General features: G+C 42.7%; 17 protein-coding genes. 14 read left to right on the top strand and 3 right to left on the bottom strand.

All coding sequences use genetic code 11. The features are described from left to right. Positions 1 to 46: 46 nt before the first annotated feature. Positions 47 to 484, bottom strand: coding sequence for a DUF3069 domain-containing protein (locus AACQ42_RS15770; protein WP_017046416.1), 438 nt, complete (start codon positions 482 to 484; stop codon positions 47 to 49). A gap of 138 nt (positions 485 to 622) precedes the next feature. On the opposite strand from AACQ42_RS15770, the gene AACQ42_RS15765 reads away from it, so the two are divergent. From AACQ42_RS15765 to AACQ42_RS15725, 9 genes are all read left to right on the top strand, one after another. Next, a complete protein-coding gene (locus AACQ42_RS15765; protein WP_088733409.1) occupies positions 623 to 1597 on the top strand; it encodes a diguanylate cyclase domain-containing protein in 975 nt (324 codons plus the stop codon). A 164-nt stretch (positions 1598 to 1761) separates the two neighbouring features. Next, positions 1762 to 2067: an Hpt domain-containing protein gene (locus tag AACQ42_RS15760; protein WP_019282211.1), complete on the top strand. Its 306-nt coding sequence runs from the start codon at positions 1762 to 1764 to the stop codon at positions 2065 to 2067. Between the two features lie 4 nt (positions 2068 to 2071). Continuing rightward, positions 2072 to 3247 (top strand): HDOD domain-containing protein, encoded by a 1176-nt coding sequence (locus AACQ42_RS15755; protein WP_088733408.1) that lies wholly within the window; start codon positions 2072 to 2074, stop codon positions 3245 to 3247. Positions 3248 to 3283: 36 nt separating this feature from the next. Continuing rightward, complete coding sequence (locus AACQ42_RS15750; protein WP_019282209.1) at positions 3284 to 3649, top strand: response regulator; 366 nt, start codon at positions 3284 to 3286, stop codon at positions 3647 to 3649. Continuing rightward, entirely contained in the window at positions 3646 to 4227 is a 582-nt protein-coding gene (locus tag AACQ42_RS15745) for a chemotaxis protein CheC (protein WP_013867877.1), read from the top strand. Before AACQ42_RS15750 ends, AACQ42_RS15745 begins: the two co-directional genes overlap by 4 nt. Before the next feature lie 9 nt (positions 4228 to 4236). Continuing rightward, a complete protein-coding gene (locus AACQ42_RS15740; RefSeq protein ID WP_017047214.1) occupies positions 4237 to 5544 on the top strand; it encodes a sensor histidine kinase in 1308 nt (435 codons plus the stop codon). Between the two features lie 26 nt (positions 5545 to 5570). Beyond that, positions 5571 to 6902, top strand: a complete 1332-nt coding sequence (locus tag AACQ42_RS15735) for a sensor histidine kinase (protein ID WP_088733407.1) — start codon at positions 5571 to 5573, stop codon at positions 6900 to 6902. A gap of 4 nt (positions 6903 to 6906) precedes the next feature. Further along, on the top strand, positions 6907 to 8565 hold the full coding sequence (locus AACQ42_RS15730) for an EAL domain-containing protein (RefSeq protein WP_094164882.1): 1659 nt from the start codon (positions 6907 to 6909) through the stop codon (positions 8563 to 8565). Next, complete coding sequence (locus AACQ42_RS15725; protein WP_094164880.1) at positions 8541 to 9896, top strand: HD domain-containing phosphohydrolase; 1356 nt, start codon at positions 8541 to 8543, stop codon at positions 9894 to 9896. Before AACQ42_RS15730 ends, AACQ42_RS15725 begins: the two co-directional genes overlap by 25 nt. A 41-nt stretch (positions 9897 to 9937) precedes the next feature. On the opposite strand, the gene AACQ42_RS15720 is transcribed toward AACQ42_RS15725, so the two are convergent. Both AACQ42_RS15720 and AACQ42_RS15715 read right to left on the bottom strand, forming a co-directional pair. Further along, positions 9938 to 11641, bottom strand: coding sequence for an FAD-dependent oxidoreductase (locus AACQ42_RS15720; protein ID WP_064626196.1), 1704 nt, complete (start codon positions 11639 to 11641; stop codon positions 9938 to 9940). A gap of 52 nt (positions 11642 to 11693) precedes the next feature. Then, on the bottom strand, positions 11694 to 11879 hold the full coding sequence (locus AACQ42_RS15715) for a YgaP family membrane protein (RefSeq protein ID WP_017042380.1): 186 nt from the start codon (positions 11877 to 11879) through the stop codon (positions 11694 to 11696). 132 nt (positions 11880 to 12011) lie between these two features. Here AACQ42_RS15715 and AACQ42_RS15710 point away from each other — a divergent pair, with 132 nt between their 5' ends. From AACQ42_RS15710 to AACQ42_RS15690, 5 genes are read left to right on the top strand one after another with little or no spacing between them, the layout of a single operon-like run. Next, positions 12012 to 12341, top strand: a complete 330-nt coding sequence (locus AACQ42_RS15710; protein ID WP_013867870.1) for an ArsR/SmtB family transcription factor — start codon at positions 12012 to 12014, stop codon at positions 12339 to 12341. A gap of 30 nt (positions 12342 to 12371) precedes the next feature. After that, positions 12372 to 12791, top strand: a complete 420-nt coding sequence (locus tag AACQ42_RS15705; RefSeq protein WP_013867869.1) for a YeeE/YedE family protein — start codon at positions 12372 to 12374, stop codon at positions 12789 to 12791. Positions 12792 to 12801: 10 nt separating this feature from the next. Continuing rightward, on the top strand, positions 12802 to 13260 hold the full coding sequence (locus AACQ42_RS15700) for a YeeE/YedE family protein (protein ID WP_013867868.1): 459 nt from the start codon (positions 12802 to 12804) through the stop codon (positions 13258 to 13260). A gap of 56 nt (positions 13261 to 13316) precedes the next feature. After that, positions 13317 to 14336, top strand: a complete 1020-nt coding sequence (locus AACQ42_RS15695) for an efflux RND transporter periplasmic adaptor subunit (RefSeq protein WP_411848012.1) — start codon at positions 13317 to 13319, stop codon at positions 14334 to 14336. A 1-nt stretch (position 14337) separates the two neighbouring features. Then, a complete protein-coding gene (locus AACQ42_RS15690) occupies positions 14338 to 17484 on the top strand; it encodes an efflux RND transporter permease subunit (RefSeq protein ID WP_094164878.1) in 3147 nt (1048 codons plus the stop codon). Positions 17485 to 17713: the final 229 nt, after the last annotated feature.

The following is a 17713-nucleotide window of genomic DNA, read 5'->3' as shown; positions in this document are numbered from 1 at the left end:
AAGCCGTCATATAAAATTGACGGCTTTATGCTCAATGGTGTGCGTTTTATTTTGCAAACACGTCTTTAAAATCGCGTTTTAGAATCGGGTCGCGGCGTGCTTTTTTGATCTGTTTAACCATATCTTTCACACAGTTATGCAGCACTTGATCAAGAAGCTCTGCTCGGTACTCTTCTTTATCTTGGTCTGTCATCTCTTTCGGTAAATTCAATGTTGGGAACTCCTCCATGACATTGACACCAGCAAAAGCTTGGCTGACAGAGATCAACGCATGAAACTGTTCAAAATTATCCAACACATTTTGCGCACTGGCTGGTAGAGAGTTCCAAGACTCGCGTACCGCTTCTTCAGAGACTTCATGTATAGACACGACCATGTAGTACATCTCTTGTGGCACTTGATCAAATTCAATTACTTGGCGCAATTCTGGCGAGATGGCGTCTAAGTCCACTACAGGTTGTTCGGTTTGCTTTACTTCAGACATGAAGATATCTCTTTAGGGGAAAAGCTACATGCTAAAAATTTATAGCGAAAAGTCAATATTGTGCGCAAAATTAAACAAAGAAAGTGAATAAATCTATGTTATACGTAAGCATATGATTGAAATTTAAAGGGGTTACAGATGGTAAGTTCGGGCTCTTCTATGAGGATCTTACTGGTCGATGACGTACAATTGGATCGAATGCAACTCACCATTCGTCTTAAACAGCTCGGTCATCACGTGGAGGCGGTTGCCAGTGGACAAGCGGCATTGGATAGCTATTGCCAATTTGATCCAGAACTGATTCTGATGGATATTTCGATGCCCGGCATGAATGGTTTTGAATTGTCGAAAAAAATACGTCAGCAATACCATGAATGGGTGCCTATTATCTTTTTAAGTGGGCATGATGAACCGTCGATGATCGCGCAAGCGATAGAGGCAGGCGGTGATGATTACTTAACCAAGCCAGTCGATAAACTGGTACTCAACTCCAAATTATTAGCCATGCAGCGTATTGCAAGTATGCGTCGAGAGCTTAAACGCGCAACGGTTAAACTTGAAGAGCTAAATCGTGTTTTGCAGCAGCAAGCAAATGAAGATGGCTTAACGCAAGTCTTTAATCGTCGATTTATAGATGACAAGCTTAAAGAGATGATCAGTTGGCATGGGCGGCACAAATTTCCCATGAGCCTCATTTTAATCGATGTGGACTATTTCAAACGGTTTAACGATAACTACGGCCATATAGAAGGAGATAACTGCTTGATTACCATTGCGCAAACGGTGAATCAGTTATTTGTGCGCACTGGTGAGTATGTAGGGCGATATGGCGGTGAAGAGTTTTTAGTGCTGCTGGGCAATGCCAATTATGAACAAGCACTGATCGCCGCTGAGCGAATCCAACAATCAATGATCAAGGCACACTATCCTCATCAATACAGCGAAATTGCTGATCATGTCACCTTATCTCAAGGTGTCATCTCGTTAACGCCGAATGGTACTGAGTCTATCGCTAATATTTACAATCTGGCCGACGAAGCCTTGTACCAAGCAAAGCATCAAGGTAGAAATTGCTTTATTTCTTACGATGTTACCAATGCAGTATTAAGCTAATACATACACTTCACTCGCTCTTTTTTGTTAGCACTTAAGCAATATGGTCTACACTAGTACTAACGCTTTGGATTAGAAGTCAGGATGCATATATCAACTTTTTTGGCTTATGGGTGCACTTTATGGACGGATTGCAGTATTTTTCACCAGAGAGGGTGGCGGATATGGTTGGTGAAGAGAATGTGAATGAGATGCTGTGCGGCTATCGAAAAAGCCTGTTGGAAGCTTTGAACAAACTTAGCAATGCGTTTTGTGGCAACCAAGTTGAGGTGATTCATCACATTTCACACACCATGAAATCGTCATCTCGGTTTGTCGGAGCGGATGTATTAGCATCTGAATTCCAGAAACTTGAAGCCGCAACTGATAATCTAACCAATGTTACTCAAGACACCGAGTTTTCAATCAGTTCTATCAATGATCAAAGTAAGTTGTTGTTGGACGAAATCAACCAATATATGAATAAATAAAACGATGAAGCTAAGTGAGAATCAAATGGAAAAAGTACATTTGAAAGTCATGTGCATAGATGATGATGTTTTTATGCTTAAAGCCATTGCTCGTTTGATCAGGCGTATTCGTCCAGAATGGGAAATTATACTCGTTTCAGAGCCACTAGATTGGTTGTCAGAATGGAATAAGCATAATTGCCAACCGCCAGCCATTATCATTTCAGATTTACTCATGCCGCATAAATGTGGCGATGAGCTTTTAAAAGAGGTAAAGCAGTCTTACCCGCAAGTAGTGAGAGCTCTTTTAACTGGGAATACGCAGGAGAATTTGCCTCAAAAAGCGCATGCGTATTCCCACTTCGTACTGCCTAAGCCATTCACACAAGAGGACTTTGAACGCTTATTTGAATGTACCGAACGTCTTTATCAAATGCCGTTTAACAGTGAGTGTCGAATTAAACTCGGAAGCTTGAAAGATCTTCCGGTGTTACCCAATTCGATACATCGTTTACAACAAACTATCGCCTCTCCTACTTGTGATCTTCAATCGATCGCAGACACCATTAGCCATGAGCCTGTATTAGTCGCACGAGTGTTTCAAATTGCCAATTCTTCTTACTTAGGTTTTCGTCGAACTACAGATTCACTATCGGAAGCTGTTGGACGTTTAGGCGCGACTTTAGTGGAGAGCATCGCCATATCGTTATTGAGCCATCACGCTAACAGCTTAGTTTCAAAAAAGGCTCACCAAGATATTTCAGAACAGGCGCTGAGGGTGAGCTATATATCCCGTTTACTGGCTAAAAACTTGGGGTACTCCCTACAAGATAAAGATCGGGTGTTTGTCTCAAGCTTGCTTACCGCAATCGGAAAATTGATTTTGATGGAGGAAGGCGCTGATATCCATAATGTTGATTCTTTCTTGGAGCTTCAACAAGAATATGCTGATTACTACATAGTAACGGCATATATGCTGATGATATGGGGATACGGTTCAGAGATTGGAGAGATCGTTCTTAATCAAAGTAAGAGTGATTTTTTTTCAGATGACAAATCTGTTGTACTTGGCAGTATTGTGGGGCTTGCAAATCGTATAGAAGCATGTAAGGAAAATGAGAGCTACCAAACACTGATTGACGGTGTACCAAGTTCCATTGCAAGCGTATTAGTTGAGCTAAAACCCATATTTATTGAGTAATTATATAATTACTTTTTTTGGTTAGAGGGAGCGAGCATGGCAATTAAAATTACAATAGCAGACGATTCAAAGATGTCGAGAAAAGCGGTAATGAGGGCGATTCCTGAAGAGTGGGATGTAGAAATCAACGAAGCCCAAAATGGCAAAGAAGCCCTAGTCAATTACCAAAATGGGTGCGCTGAAGTGATGTTTTTAGATTTGACGATGCCAGAAATGGATGGCTTCCAAGTCCTTGAATATTTGCATAGCATTGATGCTAAAAGTATTGTCATTGTCATTAGTGCCGATATTCAACCTTTTGCTCAGCAGCGCGTAAGAGAACTCGGTGCAGTCACCTTTTTGCAAAAACCACTTGACCCAGCACAGCTAAAACAAACATTGCACGAGGTAGGACTATTATGACAATGGCACTTTCAGAAGACCATAAAGACGCCCTGCAAGAATTTATGAATATCTCAATGGGCAGAGCAGCAAATAAACTGGCTACCTTACTTAATTTACACGTCACTATATCTGTACCCAGTATTGGAGTGGCAACGGATGAGGATTTAGCGCAACTGCAATCTTATGAAACCGATTATTACTACACTCGGCAGTCTTTTTTTGGTGGCATGGATGGTGAGTTAGTGACCTTAATGAGCAGAAAAGGCTGTGAACAGATAGTGAGCGATCTAAAACAATCAACAGGTGATGCTCAAGATGTCGTGAGCCTAGAGGAGAGCATTTTAGATATCTCGAATATTTTATCTGGTGCAAGTCTAAAGGGTCTATGTCAGCAAATAGACATAAAAACTAAAATTCAGTCTCCAGTGCTGTTTTATCCGTCAACACAGCCGCTTCCCATTTCTCAGTGGAAGCTATCTTTAATTATGGAAATCTCTTTTTTAGTCGAAAAAGCGTCATTCTCTGCTAAAACCATCATCTGTTTTGCAGACAACGAATTGGATAAGGTACTCATTCACCTCGATGAGTTGATGTAGGAGTTTGGAATGGGAAAAAGCCGCTTACTGCTTTCTGATCTGCTGGATCAACTCTCTTTTGCGTTGTGCATAGTACGACAGGATTACATTATCGTGAAAGCTAATGACTATTTCCAATCCCGAGTCATTTTTGATGGTGATGTGATGCAAGGAAAGAACATACTTGAACTATTTCCTCATTCCGCAGACTACCTTAAACGAAAAATTGATACGGCATTGGTGATTGAAACTTCAAGCTTTAGTAGCTGGGAGCAGAAGCCTCACCTATTGCCCTTTAAAAGTTCCCGCCCTGTATCGGGTGAAGAAGAACAGATGTATCAAGATTTGGAGATCATCCCTATTCATAGTGAAGATGGGACTATCGAGCATGTCTGTATATGTGTCTATGACGTAACGATACAAGCTAGCCAGCAGCAGGAACTTAAGCGCATTTCTCATCAATTAGAGCAAGAACATCAAGCGCAAAAAGTGTTGATTAAAAAACTCGAAGATGCACAAGGACAACTACTGCAATCAGAGAAAATGGCCTCTATTGGGCAGCTTTCAGCAGGTATCGCCCATGAGATCAATAATCCAGTAGGGTTTATCACATCCAATATTCAAACACTGAGTGACTATTTTCAAACGCTAGCCGCCGTTTTAGAAGGGATAAAACAGCAGGTTTCACAAGCAAATGATACCGCTCTAGCGGCAAAGTGTGAGTCATTACTACAAGAGAAACAGATTGATTTTATTTTAGAAGATACGGCAGATTTGATTTCAGAATCACTAGAAGGTTCATCTCGAGTAATGGCCATTGTGAAAAATTTGAAAGAGTTTTCACACGTTGATGGTTCTGAATGGAGCTATGCAAATTTGGAAAACTGTATCGAATCAACGCTGAAAATCATCAATAACGAAATCAAATACAACATTACTTTAGAGAAGATATATCAAGAAAACGTGCCTGACGTGTATTGCCAGCCAATGCAGATTAACCAAGTTCTTCTTAATATTCTTGTCAATGCAAGTCAGGCGATTGTCGGAGAAGGCACCATCACCATCTCATTAGCTAAGTTAAATGAGAAACAGGTTGAAATTCGCATTAAAGATACGGGAAGCGGTATTCCTGATGCGATTAAAGATCGCATCTTTGAACCCTTCTTTACCACCAAAGCGGTTGGGTCCGGCACAGGATTAGGTTTATCAGTTTCGTACGGGATCATCAATGGTCATAAAGGCACCATTGCAGTTCATAGCGAAGTGAATAAAGGTACTGAATTCATCATTACGTTGCCGATAGACGCAATCGAATTGGCTACACTAGCAATAGAGTGAAAATTATCGTTATTTGATTAGGGAGTATGCATGTGAGTAAAACCCAGCAACAGGAAGAGAATAGACGCTTTCAAGAAGAACACAGCTTGGACTCAACATTTCACTACGTCGTACTTTCTTTGCTAGGAGTTATGTTTTCAAATCAATCACAAGAAGACAAGTTAGATCAGTTTATTACTCATGTTCAGCCTTTATTCCCTAATACACATATCGTGCTATTTTCTTACAATTCTGAGCAGAGGCTCAAGATACTGCGTTCTAGTTTTCCAATCACCGATACAATTAAGTTAAGCACATACCCGGTCTTAGCCGATACGGAGTTTAGTTACTTCCCTGATTTAGCCAATGAGGCGGGGAAATTCTCAGACTATCACAATGACTTTCCTGCTTGGAAAAGTGGCGTTACCTTTTCCGTCTCCTCACTGACGCGGCGCTATAGCCTGTTTCTTGCGCGAACAACGCTGAATGCTTTTGACTTAAGTGAATTAGAAAAAATCCAAGAAGGCATGTTACTGGTTGAGATGGCCTTAAAATTACTGTCGTCTATGCGGGAGAGTAGTAGTGATCTTCAACGAAATGAGCAAGATGCAAAAAGGGTTTCTTTAGGTAAATTGGCCGCCGGTGTTGCGCATGAAATCAATAATCCACTCGGCTTTGTGATGAGTAATTTCAACACGTTAAGTTCCTATCTTGCCCAAGTGAAGGCACACCCAGAGATCCAGCAGATCAACGACCGTCAGTTGGCAGAAATACTTGATGATAGCGAGTCTATCATTGTGGAAAGTTTAGAGGGGCTTTCGCGTATTAAAAACATTGTAGCGAGCTTGAATGTGTATTATCACGAGTCCAAATTATCAGTTGGAATGGTCGATTTAAGAGACGTGGTTAGCTCTGCAACTAATATGGTGTTGGGTGAAATGAAGCTGAAAGCACGCTTAAATTATGAACCTCCTCAAATACCATTTTATGTTCTAGGGCAAACCCATAAGCTCCAACAAGTACTGATTAATTTGTTAGTCAATGCGTTACAGTCATTCTCTCATACTGATGGTGAAGTCAATGTCGCCTTGTATATGGAAAACAGCTTATTAATCGAGAATAAATCGAGTGTCTGTCTATCGGTATGCGATAACGGTAAAGGCATTTGTCCGGAAGATTTAGTGTACGTTTTTGATCCTTTTTTTACCACCAAGCGTATCGGTGATGGTGCAGGACTTGGATTATCTGTTGCGAAAGAAATCATAGAAGAGCACCTCGGGAAAATTGAAATTCAGTCGACGATAGGTCAAGGAACCTGCGTCTATATTCGTTTACCGCTTTATGTTGCACCTCATCATTCGATGAAAGGATTGGGGTAATTGTATGTTTCGATATAAAGAAATTCTGCTTGTAGATGATGAGCCAGCGGTACTTAAAGCTTTAACTCGTGAATTCAAACCGCATTTTTCTGTGGTTCATTGTGCGAGTAGCGGCCTTGAGGCTCTGACTATTTTAGAGCGGCACCCTATCGAAATTGTGATTTCTGATTATCGAATGCCTAATATGGATGGGACAGAGCTGGTCGTCAATATTCGCAATAAGTATCCTCATGTTGTAACCATTATTCTATCTGGTCAAGCTGACATCAAAGGTTTGTCTCGTGCTTTGAACGAAGGGAAATTGCATCGTTTTCTCCAAAAACCATGGGATAGAGAGGAGCTGATTGAAACTATACGTTTGAGTTTATTGGAGCGTGAAGCATTGCTAGGTAGTGATGTGCTGACGAACTTAAAAAACCGGCGTACGTTAGATGAACAGATTATCGAATTGAAAAAACATGGTGACTCCTCATACGCTTTGGTCATGGTGAATATTGCTAATCTAGACGAAATTAACCATCAATACGGCGGAGCGCTTGGTAATCAATTTATTAAAACGCTGGCGTGGCATCTGAGTGATGGTAATACAGAGCCGGAAACCATATATCGCTACAAAGATAAGCTGTTTATGTGCATTCCATACAGCCCCAAAGGTTATCAAGTTGTGATGCGTCTATGTTCGCGACTCTCTCAGCCTGTTGAAGTCGACACACATCTTATTAAAACCAGATACACGGTTTTGCTCTGTGATGTCAAATCGTTGCATCAAGTCGATGATATATCTATTGCTGACCTTAATGAACGCTCGCGAGTGCGTTTGCATCATCAACTGCCGATTTACTGGCTCGATAATGATCCTCAATCCCGAGAGTTATTGGCGCTATTTTCTGTATTAAACGATATCGATAGACGCTATTTCTGCGCGTTTTATCAGCCGCAACTGTCGACGGTAACTGGTGATGTTTGTGGATTTGAAGCATTAGCTAGGCGCAAAACAGTTGAGAATGGGTGGCAATATCCAGCCAGCTTCTTACCCATAATTGAGCAGTATGGTTTAACTAAAGTGTTGACCGAAAAAATATTGGAAGACGTACTGATGTTCATCAAACAACATCAGAAACTAATTAAAGATCGAAATATCAGTGTTAATGTGCCTGGGAACATGTTGATAAATGGGCAATTTTACGAATTATTGACTAAGCTAACTACAAAGCTCAGTTGCGGTTTGAATAACTTGTCAATAGAGATAACGGAGCATGACTTTATTGAGGATTTTATTCAGGCGAAACAAGAACTCAGTAAACTGAAAGGGTTGGGATTGAGCTGTGCACTGGATGATTTTGGAACTGGATATGCGGGCTATGAATATCTGTGCGAAATGCCTTTCGATGTACTTAAAATTGATGGACGATTTGTTCAAGCAATTGGCAAATCAGCGTCCAATGAAGTTATTCTGAGGGCAATGATAGACAGTGCTGAATCACTTGAAATGGGAGTGATCGCCGAATGGGTTGATACTCAGGAGCAAGCGGATAAATTGAAAACCTTGGGCTGTTCCATTATCCAGGGGCATTTGGTGAGTCAGGCATTATCATCAGACGACGTGGTCAGTTATTTGTCTAGAATGGAGGAGGAACGATGGAAAATGTCGCACAAAAAATAGCGATTGGTGGTGATAGACTTAGCCTTCTGCTGCTAGATGATGAGAGCGAAATTCTAAAATCACTAACGAGGGTTTTGCGTACAGATTATGACATAGTTTCTTTTAATAGCGGAAAGGAAGCCTTGGAATATTTAGATCAACATGAGGTCTCTATTATTATCTCTGATATGCGGATGCCAGAGATGGATGGTGCCGATTTTCTCGCAAAATCAAAAGAATTATATCCTGAGACGATTCGTATCCTGCTTACTGGATATAGTGATATTCAGTCAACCGTCAGGGCAGTAAATTCCGGCGGAATTCATACCTATATTGGCAAACCATGGGATAACGAAAACCTAAAACTGATCGTTTCAAAAGCAGCGGAGTTTTATCGTCTGACAAAAGAGCGAGAACATTTGGCTATCGAGTTAGAAAAACGCAATAGCGAGCTCGAAGTGGTGAATCTAGCCTTGGAGGACAATAATCGTAAGCTGGCTGAATTTAATCAAGATTTAGAGCAGAAGGTAAAAGAGAGAACGTTAGAGCTGCAATCATCTAATAAAAAGTTAGAACATTTGTTGATAAGTCGTAACAAGACGTTTAAAGATATACTAGGTATGGTTACTGCGATCATTCAATATCGAACGGGACACCCAGCCGATCACGCAGAGCGTATTGCTAACCAAGCGAAGGTAGTAGCGCAGCGGTTAAAACTACCTGAAAGCCAAGTAAGTCATGTCTACTTGTGTGGTTTGATGCACCAAATAGGATTAATCGGTGCGAAAGATAAAGAACTTGAAAAGTTGATTGTTGATCCAGAAACCTCAATTCCTCAGAGTCCTAACGCCAATTCTGTATTAGGCGCCGAGATTTTAGGCCGAATTAAGCGCTTTGAGCCATTAGTCGAAATCATTCGCCACCAAGATGAGTTGTATAACGGTACTGGTAAGCCAGGCCATTTACATGGTGAAGAAATACCTTTGTGTTCACGTATTATTAAAGTGGTTAAAGATTATGACTACTATATTGCATCACCAAATAATCCACGTCGTATGCATACCAAAAGTGCGCAGAGTTATATAAAAGAGCAGGCTGGAACCTTATATGACCCCACAGTCGTGGATGCTTTTTTAATGGTAGTAACTTCGTTAAAACACTTGGAGGATGGCCTAGAATTGTGCATCGGTTTGAGTGAAGTGAAACCGGGTATGAAAATTAAGCGTGATTTGTACTTACCCAATGGAAACTTAATGTTGACCGCTGGCAATCAAATTAACTCAGCTTTGTTGGCGAAATTAAAAGAGCTTGAAGAACAGACTAATATGCCAATCGCGGTTTACATCGGTTAACTTAAAAAGAGTGCCGCATCAGCAGCACTCAATTGAATCTTTTATTGTTTTGCAAACAGATAAGTACGGAACCCACCAATCAAGTTACGTGCTTTAAAGCCATTATTGGCCAGTTGGCGGTAGGCTACATTACCGCGCAACCCGACTTGGCAATAAATGATGATCTCTTTGTCTTTGGGCAGTTCATCCATACGTTGACGAAGTTGGTCAACCGGAATATTGATGTCGCCTTTGAGATGATTACCATTTTCACGTTCACTTGGATTACGTACATCCAAAAGAATATGCGTGTCACTTAGCGAATCGATTTGATCAAAATGGATGGCTTTTGCATCGCCTTTCATTATATTTGTCGCGACAAAAGCTGCTTGGTTAATCACATCTTTCGCGCTGCCGTATGGTGGCGCGTAAGTCAGCTCTAAGTGTTGTAGTTGTTCTACTGTCATACCTGCACGTTGAGCGACAGCCATCACGTCGATACGCTTGTCGATGCCATCTTTACCAACCGCTTGCGCACCAAATATTTTTCCATTTTGTGGATCAAAGAGCATTTTAAAAGAGACAATTTCGGCACCGGGATAATAGCTAGCATGGCTTGCGGTGTGTACATATACTTTTTCGTATTCAACACCGTCACGTTTCAGTTGCTTCTCGTTTTTACCTGTCGATGCTACAGCTAAGTCGAATATTTTACAGATGGCAGTTCCTTGTGTCCCTTGATAGCTTTCGTTACGACCAAGCATGTTATCAGCTGCCATGCGACCTTGGCGATTAGCAGGGCCTGCGAGTGGAACCAGTGTTTGTTTGCCTGTAACAAAATCCTTTTCTTCGATCGCATCGCCGACGGCGTAAATCGCTGGATCGCTGGTCTGCATCTGTTCGTTCACCCAAATGCCACCAAGTTCACCGAGTTGTAAGCCCGCTTCAGCAGCCAGTTTGGTTTCTGGACGCACACCAATCGCCATAATCAGGATGTCAGTGGTGAGTATTTCACCATTGCTGAGCACAAGATCCAGTTCACCTTCGATGTGTTTGTGCTCCAGAGTTTCACCCGATTCTGTGCTAGGTAACGTCGTCGCTGGTTTATATTCGACCGATTTTAAGGCAACACCTAAACGTAAATCGATGCCTTTAGCGCGAATTTCCGCATGAGCAAAGCCCGCCATTTCACTATCGACAGGTGTCATTACCTGATCAGCCATTTCGATCAGCGTGGTTTTGATACCAAGGTGATGGAACGCTTCCATCATTTCCAAACCGATAAAACCACCGCCGACGACAGTTGCATGCTCAGGTTTATTCATTTGCAGCGTCTGAATGATTTTATCCATATCTGGAATGTTGCGCAGCGAATGGGTCAGTGGGTTTTGAATCCCAGGAATCGACGGGACAATAGGACCCGCTCCAGGGGAAAGCAGCAAAAAATCATAGCTTTCTTGGTACTCTGACTGATCGAGCAGATTGCGTACAGTGATGGTTTTCGCTGCACGATTAATGCGCAGCACTTCATTCATAGTGCGCACATCCACATTAAAACGCGCTAAAAAGCTTTCCGGTGTTTGTAGCAGCAAATTGCTGCGCTCTTTGATGTCACCGCCGATGTGATATGGTAAGCCACAGTTAGCAAATGAAACGAAGGGGCCCCGCTCAAACATAATGATTTCAGCTTCTTCGCTGAGTCGACGAGCACGAGCCGCTGCGGATGCACCACCCGCGACACCACCAATAATCACAATCTTAGTCATAAATTACTCCAGTAAAATTAAACAAAAGCGGCATGGTAAGGTAAGTAAATCCTCAGTGCAGGCCAAGCTTTTTCAAGAAAAAGGCCGCTGGACAAATCCCTGTGAAAGCGCTTTGAATTAAGTTCACTCCAACAAATACCGTTAGCCAAATAAAGTTTGAATGGACAAACACAGTTAAAACGATCGACAGCAGTACCATGCTGCCCGCCAATATTCTTACCCCATTTTCAATCGTCATGTTGTTACCCTCCGTTGTAAATTAAAGTCACTATAAATTTATTGATTAGCAATGTCTAATGTTAATTTATCTAATTTTGGATAAGCTAAATAAGCGTTGACTAAAGCTCATTCATTAGTATTATCTAATTAAATGCAATGCGAAGGGGGAATGATGGAGATCACATCAGTCAATGTGGAGCAAATGAAAACAAATGCGATAGAGGTTTCAGAGTTGCTTAAAACGATGGCCCACCCTGAGCGTTTGATGGTGCTTTGCCAGTTAATTAATGGTGAGGTGGGCGTTGGAGAATTGCAGCAAAGCTCGATGTTAAGTCAATCAGCCTTTTCGCAACATTTAACCGTACTTCGTAAGCAAAATATGATCAAAGCAAGAAAGGAGTCGCAGCAAGTCTTCTATTCGCTATCAGATCCGCGGGTTGTACAGCTTATTCAAAGTTTGCAGACCGTTTTTTGTAATTAGTTCATTTGTCATAGGTTAAAAGGATAAATAATGTTGTTTTCTATTCCTTGGGAATCGTTGTTAGGTGGTGTTTTACTAGGGATATCAACTTCACTCATGTTGCTGTTTAACGGCAAAATTGCTGGGATAAGTGGGGTATTAACGGGATTGATGACGCCTAAAACGCGTGATTTTGCATGGCGTTTGTTATTTGCACTTGGCATGGTAACTGGTGGTGCTATTGCCGTTTGGTTTTTAAATGCACAAGTGCCGCAAACTTTTAACTTTAATAACGGTGTTTTGGCGCTTGCTGGCCTATTAGTTGGGGTAGGCACTCGATTAGGAAATGGTTGCACCAGTGGCCATGGTATCTGTGGTGTTGGTCGACTATCCACTCGCTCTATTGCGGCGACAGGTACCTTCATGGGCGTTGCTGCCATTACTGTGTTTGTACGCCTTCATCTTCTATAAGTGAGTCAAAATGAATCAGATGTTGTTTAGATTAACCTCGTTAGTGGCAGGTATTTTGTTTGGTGCGGGTATGGTTATCTCAGGAATGGCCAATCCAGCCAAAGTCGTAGGTTTTTTGGATGTGGCTGGTGCTTGGGATCCAAGCTTAATGTTTGTGATGGGAGGCGCATTGGCCGTTTTTATGCCGACCTATTTCATCGTTATTAAAGCAAGACAGCAGCCTATAAACGCAGAAAAATTCTGTTTAGCGACGACTCGCAGTGTTGATACCCGGCTTATCTCTGGTGCTGCGATTTTTGGGTTAGGTTGGGGATTAGTGGGCATCTGTCCAGGGCCAGCACTATCAAGCCTTGCACTGGGTAATATTGAGGTATGGCTATTCTTTGTCTCAATGATGGTTGGGCTTGGTGCAACTAATTTGTTGATCTGCATTAAGAATAATAAACAACAGCAAACGCAAACGGTTTAATCTAACTAGAATTCAATAAGCAAGTGGAATCGTAACGATTAACATGAGGGATGGGTATGAAAAGGCGAATTTGGATTGCGTGTATTGCCTTAATCACGAGCGGTTATTGGGCCGTTGGCTATGCTGATGATCGTTATATCGTGACCTATGAGCAGATACCACAGCAGATTGCATTTGAAGGTGTTGTCCAGCCAGTTAACAAAGGGACAGTTGCGGCTCAAACCTCTGGTCGAGTCGTTGGTGTGTATGTCGACGTTAACGATTTTGTTAAAAAGGGCGACGTGCTATTAGAAATCAGCGCTATTCAGCAATCGGCTTCTTTAGACGCATCTCAAGCTCAGTTAACCAGTGCAGAGGCTCGAAATCGTGAAGCTCAAGCTCAACTAAAGCGTTATCGACTGCTGTTTCCTAAAGGTGCGATTTCACAAGACCAAATGGATGGCGCTGAAGCTCAAGCTCGAAGTGCTGCTGCGGCCGTCAAGGCGGCAAAAGCCGCAGTCGTGCAGGCGAAGGAGTCACTTGGATACACCAATATTACCGCCCCTTATGATGGTGTCGTGACGGAGCGACATGTAGAGCTGGGTGAAACGGTGGCTCCGGGTACTGCGCTGCTCAGTGGTTTCTCATTCAATGAGTTGCGTGTTGAAACGGCCATTCCGCAGCGCTATCAGCCTGCAGTCACCAATGTTGCTCAATTCCAAGTCATTATGCCTACGGGCGATAAAATAACCCCAATCGATTACAGCTTATTCAGTTATGCAGACCCTCAATCACATACATTCAAAATCCGTCTTGAGCTGCCTCGTGCAGATCAAACTAACAAGTCCGGGCAAGTGATGCCAGGAATGTGGGTCAAGACAGAGTTTAATTATGGTCAACGTGAGGTGATGCTCATTCCTGTTGCCGCTGTGATTCGCCGAGCAGAACTGAGTGCCGTATATCGCATCGTTGATGATAAACGACTGCTAAATCCAGTGCGATTAGGGCAAACCTATGGTGAATATGTGGAAGTATTATCTGGCTTGGAACAAGGCGATACGGTTGCAAGCCGTGTATTTACACAAGTAGGTGAGTGATATGGATAATCGTTTAGGCGTCTCAGGACGTATTGCCAAAGCTTTTCAGACTTCAGCGATGACGCCGTTGCTCGCGATTGTTGGGTTACTGATGGGCGTTTTTGCGGTAATGGTTACTCCTAAAGAAGAAGAGCCGCAAATCGATGTGACCTTTGCCGATGTGTATATTCCTTTTCCCGGAGCTTCTCCGGCGGAAGTGGAAAGTTTAGTGACGAACCCAGCAGAGCAGATCATCTCTGAAATTGAGGGAATTGATAAAATTTACTCTTTTTCACAACCCGATGGTGCGATGATTGTGGCTATCTTTGATGTCGGCGTTCCTAGAAACGACGCCGTGGTTCGTATTTATAATAAACTCTATTCCAATAAAGATTGGATGCCAAAAGGCGTTGGGGTGGGCGAGCCGATCATTAAACCTAAAGGCATTGAAGATGTGCCTATCGTCAGCATTACGTTATCCGATAAAACGGGTACTTTGGACAACCAGCAGTTAACGCAAGTGGCCCATGGTTTAGAAACAGAGCTCAAACGCATTGATGGTACACGAGATATTTATACGATAGGTCGCCACCCTACTATTGTTGATGTACGTTTAGACCCCGTTAAAATGAACAGCTTTGGCATCACGTTAGATCAACTGAATCAGCATCTTCCTGCGGCGAACCACAGCTCTCCAATGTTGAAACTGACGCATGAAAATCAGCAGTTTCCCATCCAAATTGGTCAGTTTTTAACAAAAGTTGAAGAAGTAAAGCAATTGGTGATTGGGCTGCATAACCAGACACCGGTATATTTAGCGGATGTCGCTACGGTTCAATTGGGTGTTGATACATCAACCCAACAAGTTTGGACCAGTGATAAGCAAGGTATTTATCCAGCAGTTACCTTAGCCATCGCTAAAAAAGGAGGTGAAAACGCCGTTCGTGTGGCTGAGATGGTTGAAGCTCGAGTTGCAGAACTTGAAAATCAGTTAATTCCACACGGAATCAGTGTTGAAATCACGCGTGACTACGGGAAAACCGCCGCCGATAAAAGCAATACATTGATCGGTAAATTGATTTTTGCAACCACTGCAGTCGTTATTTTGGTGGTTATTGCGATGGGATGGCGCGAGGCTATCGTGGTCGGTATGGCTATTGTTGTCACCTTGATGATGACACTGTTTGCATCATGGGCATGGGGTTTTACACTCAACCGGGTCTCGCTTTTTGCGTTAATTTTCTCTATTGGCATTTTAGTGGACGATGCCATTGTTGTTGTGGAAAATATCCACCGTCATATGGCGTTAGGTAAGCGCAAGCTGGTGGATCTCATTCCTACGGCGGTTGATGAAGTGGGTGGACCCACAATCCTTGCCACCTTAACCGTGATTGCCGCACTATTGCCAATGGCCTTTGTCTCTGGGCTTATGGGCCCGTATATGAGCCCAATTCCCATCAATGCTTCGATGGGAATGCTGATTTCATTGGCGGTTGCATTTGTCTTTTCACCTTGGTTAGCGGCCAAGTTTCTTAAGCCTTCATCGCATCAAGCACAATCTCAATCAACTCAAGGCATCTTTCACCGAATCATGAATCCTTTCGTGGTCTCGGCTGCACAAAGACGTAACCGCTTTTTCTTGATGCTTGCGGTATTTGCGCTTATTGCTGGCTCCCTATTACTGCCAATCACAAAGGCCGTGGTTTTAAAAATGCTGCCTTTCGATAATAAATCAGAGTTTCAAGTGGTATTGGATATGCCTGAAGGGGCGTCGCTTGAGAAAACGCAACGCGTTTTATTTGAACTTGGCGCGGTGTTAAATAGCGTGCCTGAAGTCAGTGGGTATCAGATTTACGCAGGTACAGCCGCACCGATCAACTTCAATGGCCTTGTGCGTCATTATTTTATGCGCAATCAAGCCAACCAAGGCGATATTCAGGTGAACCTGTTAGGGCGAAAAGAGCGCGATAAAGATAGTCATACGATTGCAAGTGAGGTACGCCCCAAGCTTAATGAGGTTGCCAGCCGATTTGGCGGTAAAGTCAAAGTCGTTGAAGTTCCACCGGGGCCACCCGTTTGGTCACCTATTTTAGCGGAAGTTTATGGTCCGACACATGACATTCGGGCACAAGCGGCAAGGATGCTACGCGGGATCTTCCACGAAACAGCGGATATTGTCGATATCGATATGTATCTACCGGAAGTGCATCAAAAATGGCAAGTAGTGATTGATCGCAGCAAAGCGTCACACTATCAAGTACCTTATGCTTCGATAGTCGATGCTTTGGCGACGGCCGTCGGTGGAAAGCCGATCACCTATTTGCACAGTGAGCACAGCAAGTACCCAATCCCCATTCAAGTGCAAGCTAGTGAAAATGTCAAAGTCCGATTAGATCAAGTGTTGAACATGAAAGTAGGGAGCACTGCGGGCAGTGCATATCCACTGTCTGATTTAGTCACTATTCGCCAAACTCAAATGGATGACTACATTGTGCATAAAAACCTGTTACCAATGGTGATGGTGGTGGCGGACATGACGGGTGAAATAGACAGCCCCTTATACGGTATGTTTGAAATGGTGTTCAACATCAATGCACTTGGCCTACCTGTGGAACAGTATTATATCCACCAACCTACAGGGTTAAATGGTGTCGAAATCTTCTGGGATGGTGAATGGACGATCACTTATGAAACATTCCGCGACATGGGCATTGCCTACGCGGTTGGGATGATCCTTATTTACTTACTGGTTGTCGCGCAGTTTAAGTCCTACCTTGTTCCGTTGATCATTATGGCTCCAATTCCACTGACGATTATTGGCGTCATGCCCGGCCATGCGTTACTTGGTGCTCAGTTCACCGCCACGTCGATGATTGGGATGATAGCACTCGCGGGGATTATTGTACGTAACTCCATCTTGCTGGTTGATTTCATTAATCAGCAGGTTGAAGAAGGTGTGGCATTTTCCGAAGCGGTTATTCAGTCGGCGGCTGTTCGTGCTAAACCCATCATGCTTACCGCTTTAGCGGCCATGATCGGGGCGGTATTTATTTTAGATGATCCCATTTTTAATGGCCTAGCCATTAGCCTGATTTTCGGCATCTTTGTTTCTACCGTCTTAACTTTATTGGTTATTCCTGTTTTGTATTATACGGTTATGCGTCATTGATCTTTCTGTTCTAACTATTCCCTTGCTCTAACTATAAAAAGGGCGCTGAGTAGTCAGCGCCCTTTTTGTCAGCTTTAAAATGTCAGCAGGCAATGGATATTAAAAATGCAGTTTTAAATAGGTAGATTACGGATAAATTCGCTATGATTATAACTAAAGGTGTTTCATAACAAGAAAAGCGGTGCAAGCTTAATCGTGTTTGAGTCAACCAAACTCCCCAGTTAGGAAA

It is taken from the genome of Vibrio sp. V12_P9A6T4 (assembly GCF_963874835.1).
In the GTDB taxonomy this organism is placed as follows: Bacteria; Pseudomonadota; Gammaproteobacteria; order Enterobacterales; family Vibrionaceae; genus Vibrio; species Vibrio anguillarum.
Note: the sequence above shows the minus strand (reverse complement) of the source record. Positions and strands in the feature narration are given on the sequence as shown.

Bases quoted from the DNA above. Each gene is read 5' to 3' on its own strand.
- AACQ42_RS15770 (WP_017046416.1), bottom strand. From the start codon at position 484: ATGTCTGAAGTAAAGCAAACCGAACAACCTGTAGTGGACTTAGACGCC.
- AACQ42_RS15765 (WP_088733409.1), top strand. From the start codon at position 623: ATGGTAAGTTCGGGCTCTTCTATGAGGATCTTACTGGTCGATGACGTA.
- AACQ42_RS15760 (WP_019282211.1), top strand. From the start codon at position 1,762: ATGGTTGGTGAAGAGAATGTGAATGAGATGCTGTGCGGCTATCGAAAA.
- AACQ42_RS15755 (WP_088733408.1), top strand. From the start codon at position 2,072: ATGAAGCTAAGTGAGAATCAAATGGAAAAAGTACATTTGAAAGTCATG.
- AACQ42_RS15750 (WP_019282209.1), top strand. From the start codon at position 3,284: ATGGCAATTAAAATTACAATAGCAGACGATTCAAAGATGTCGAGAAAA.
- AACQ42_RS15745 (WP_013867877.1), top strand. From the start codon at position 3,646: ATGACAATGGCACTTTCAGAAGACCATAAAGACGCCCTGCAAGAATTT.
- AACQ42_RS15740 (WP_017047214.1), top strand. From the start codon at position 4,237: ATGGGAAAAAGCCGCTTACTGCTTTCTGATCTGCTGGATCAACTCTCT.
- AACQ42_RS15735 (WP_088733407.1), top strand. From the start codon at position 5,571: ATGCATGTGAGTAAAACCCAGCAACAGGAAGAGAATAGACGCTTTCAA.
- AACQ42_RS15730 (WP_094164882.1), top strand. From the start codon at position 6,907: ATGTTTCGATATAAAGAAATTCTGCTTGTAGATGATGAGCCAGCGGTA.
- AACQ42_RS15725 (WP_094164880.1), top strand. From the start codon at position 8,541: ATGGAAAATGTCGCACAAAAAATAGCGATTGGTGGTGATAGACTTAGC.
- AACQ42_RS15720 (WP_064626196.1), bottom strand. From the start codon at position 11,641: ATGACTAAGATTGTGATTATTGGTGGTGTCGCGGGTGGTGCATCCGCA.
- AACQ42_RS15715 (WP_017042380.1), bottom strand. From the start codon at position 11,879: ATGACGATTGAAAATGGGGTAAGAATATTGGCGGGCAGCATGGTACTG.
- AACQ42_RS15710 (WP_013867870.1), top strand. From the start codon at position 12,012: ATGCAATGCGAAGGGGGAATGATGGAGATCACATCAGTCAATGTGGAG.
- AACQ42_RS15705 (WP_013867869.1), top strand. From the start codon at position 12,372: ATGTTGTTTTCTATTCCTTGGGAATCGTTGTTAGGTGGTGTTTTACTA.
- AACQ42_RS15700 (WP_013867868.1), top strand. From the start codon at position 12,802: ATGAATCAGATGTTGTTTAGATTAACCTCGTTAGTGGCAGGTATTTTG.
- AACQ42_RS15695 (WP_411848012.1), top strand. From the start codon at position 13,317: ATGAAAAGGCGAATTTGGATTGCGTGTATTGCCTTAATCACGAGCGGT.
- AACQ42_RS15690 (WP_094164878.1), top strand. From the start codon at position 14,338: ATGGATAATCGTTTAGGCGTCTCAGGACGTATTGCCAAAGCTTTTCAG.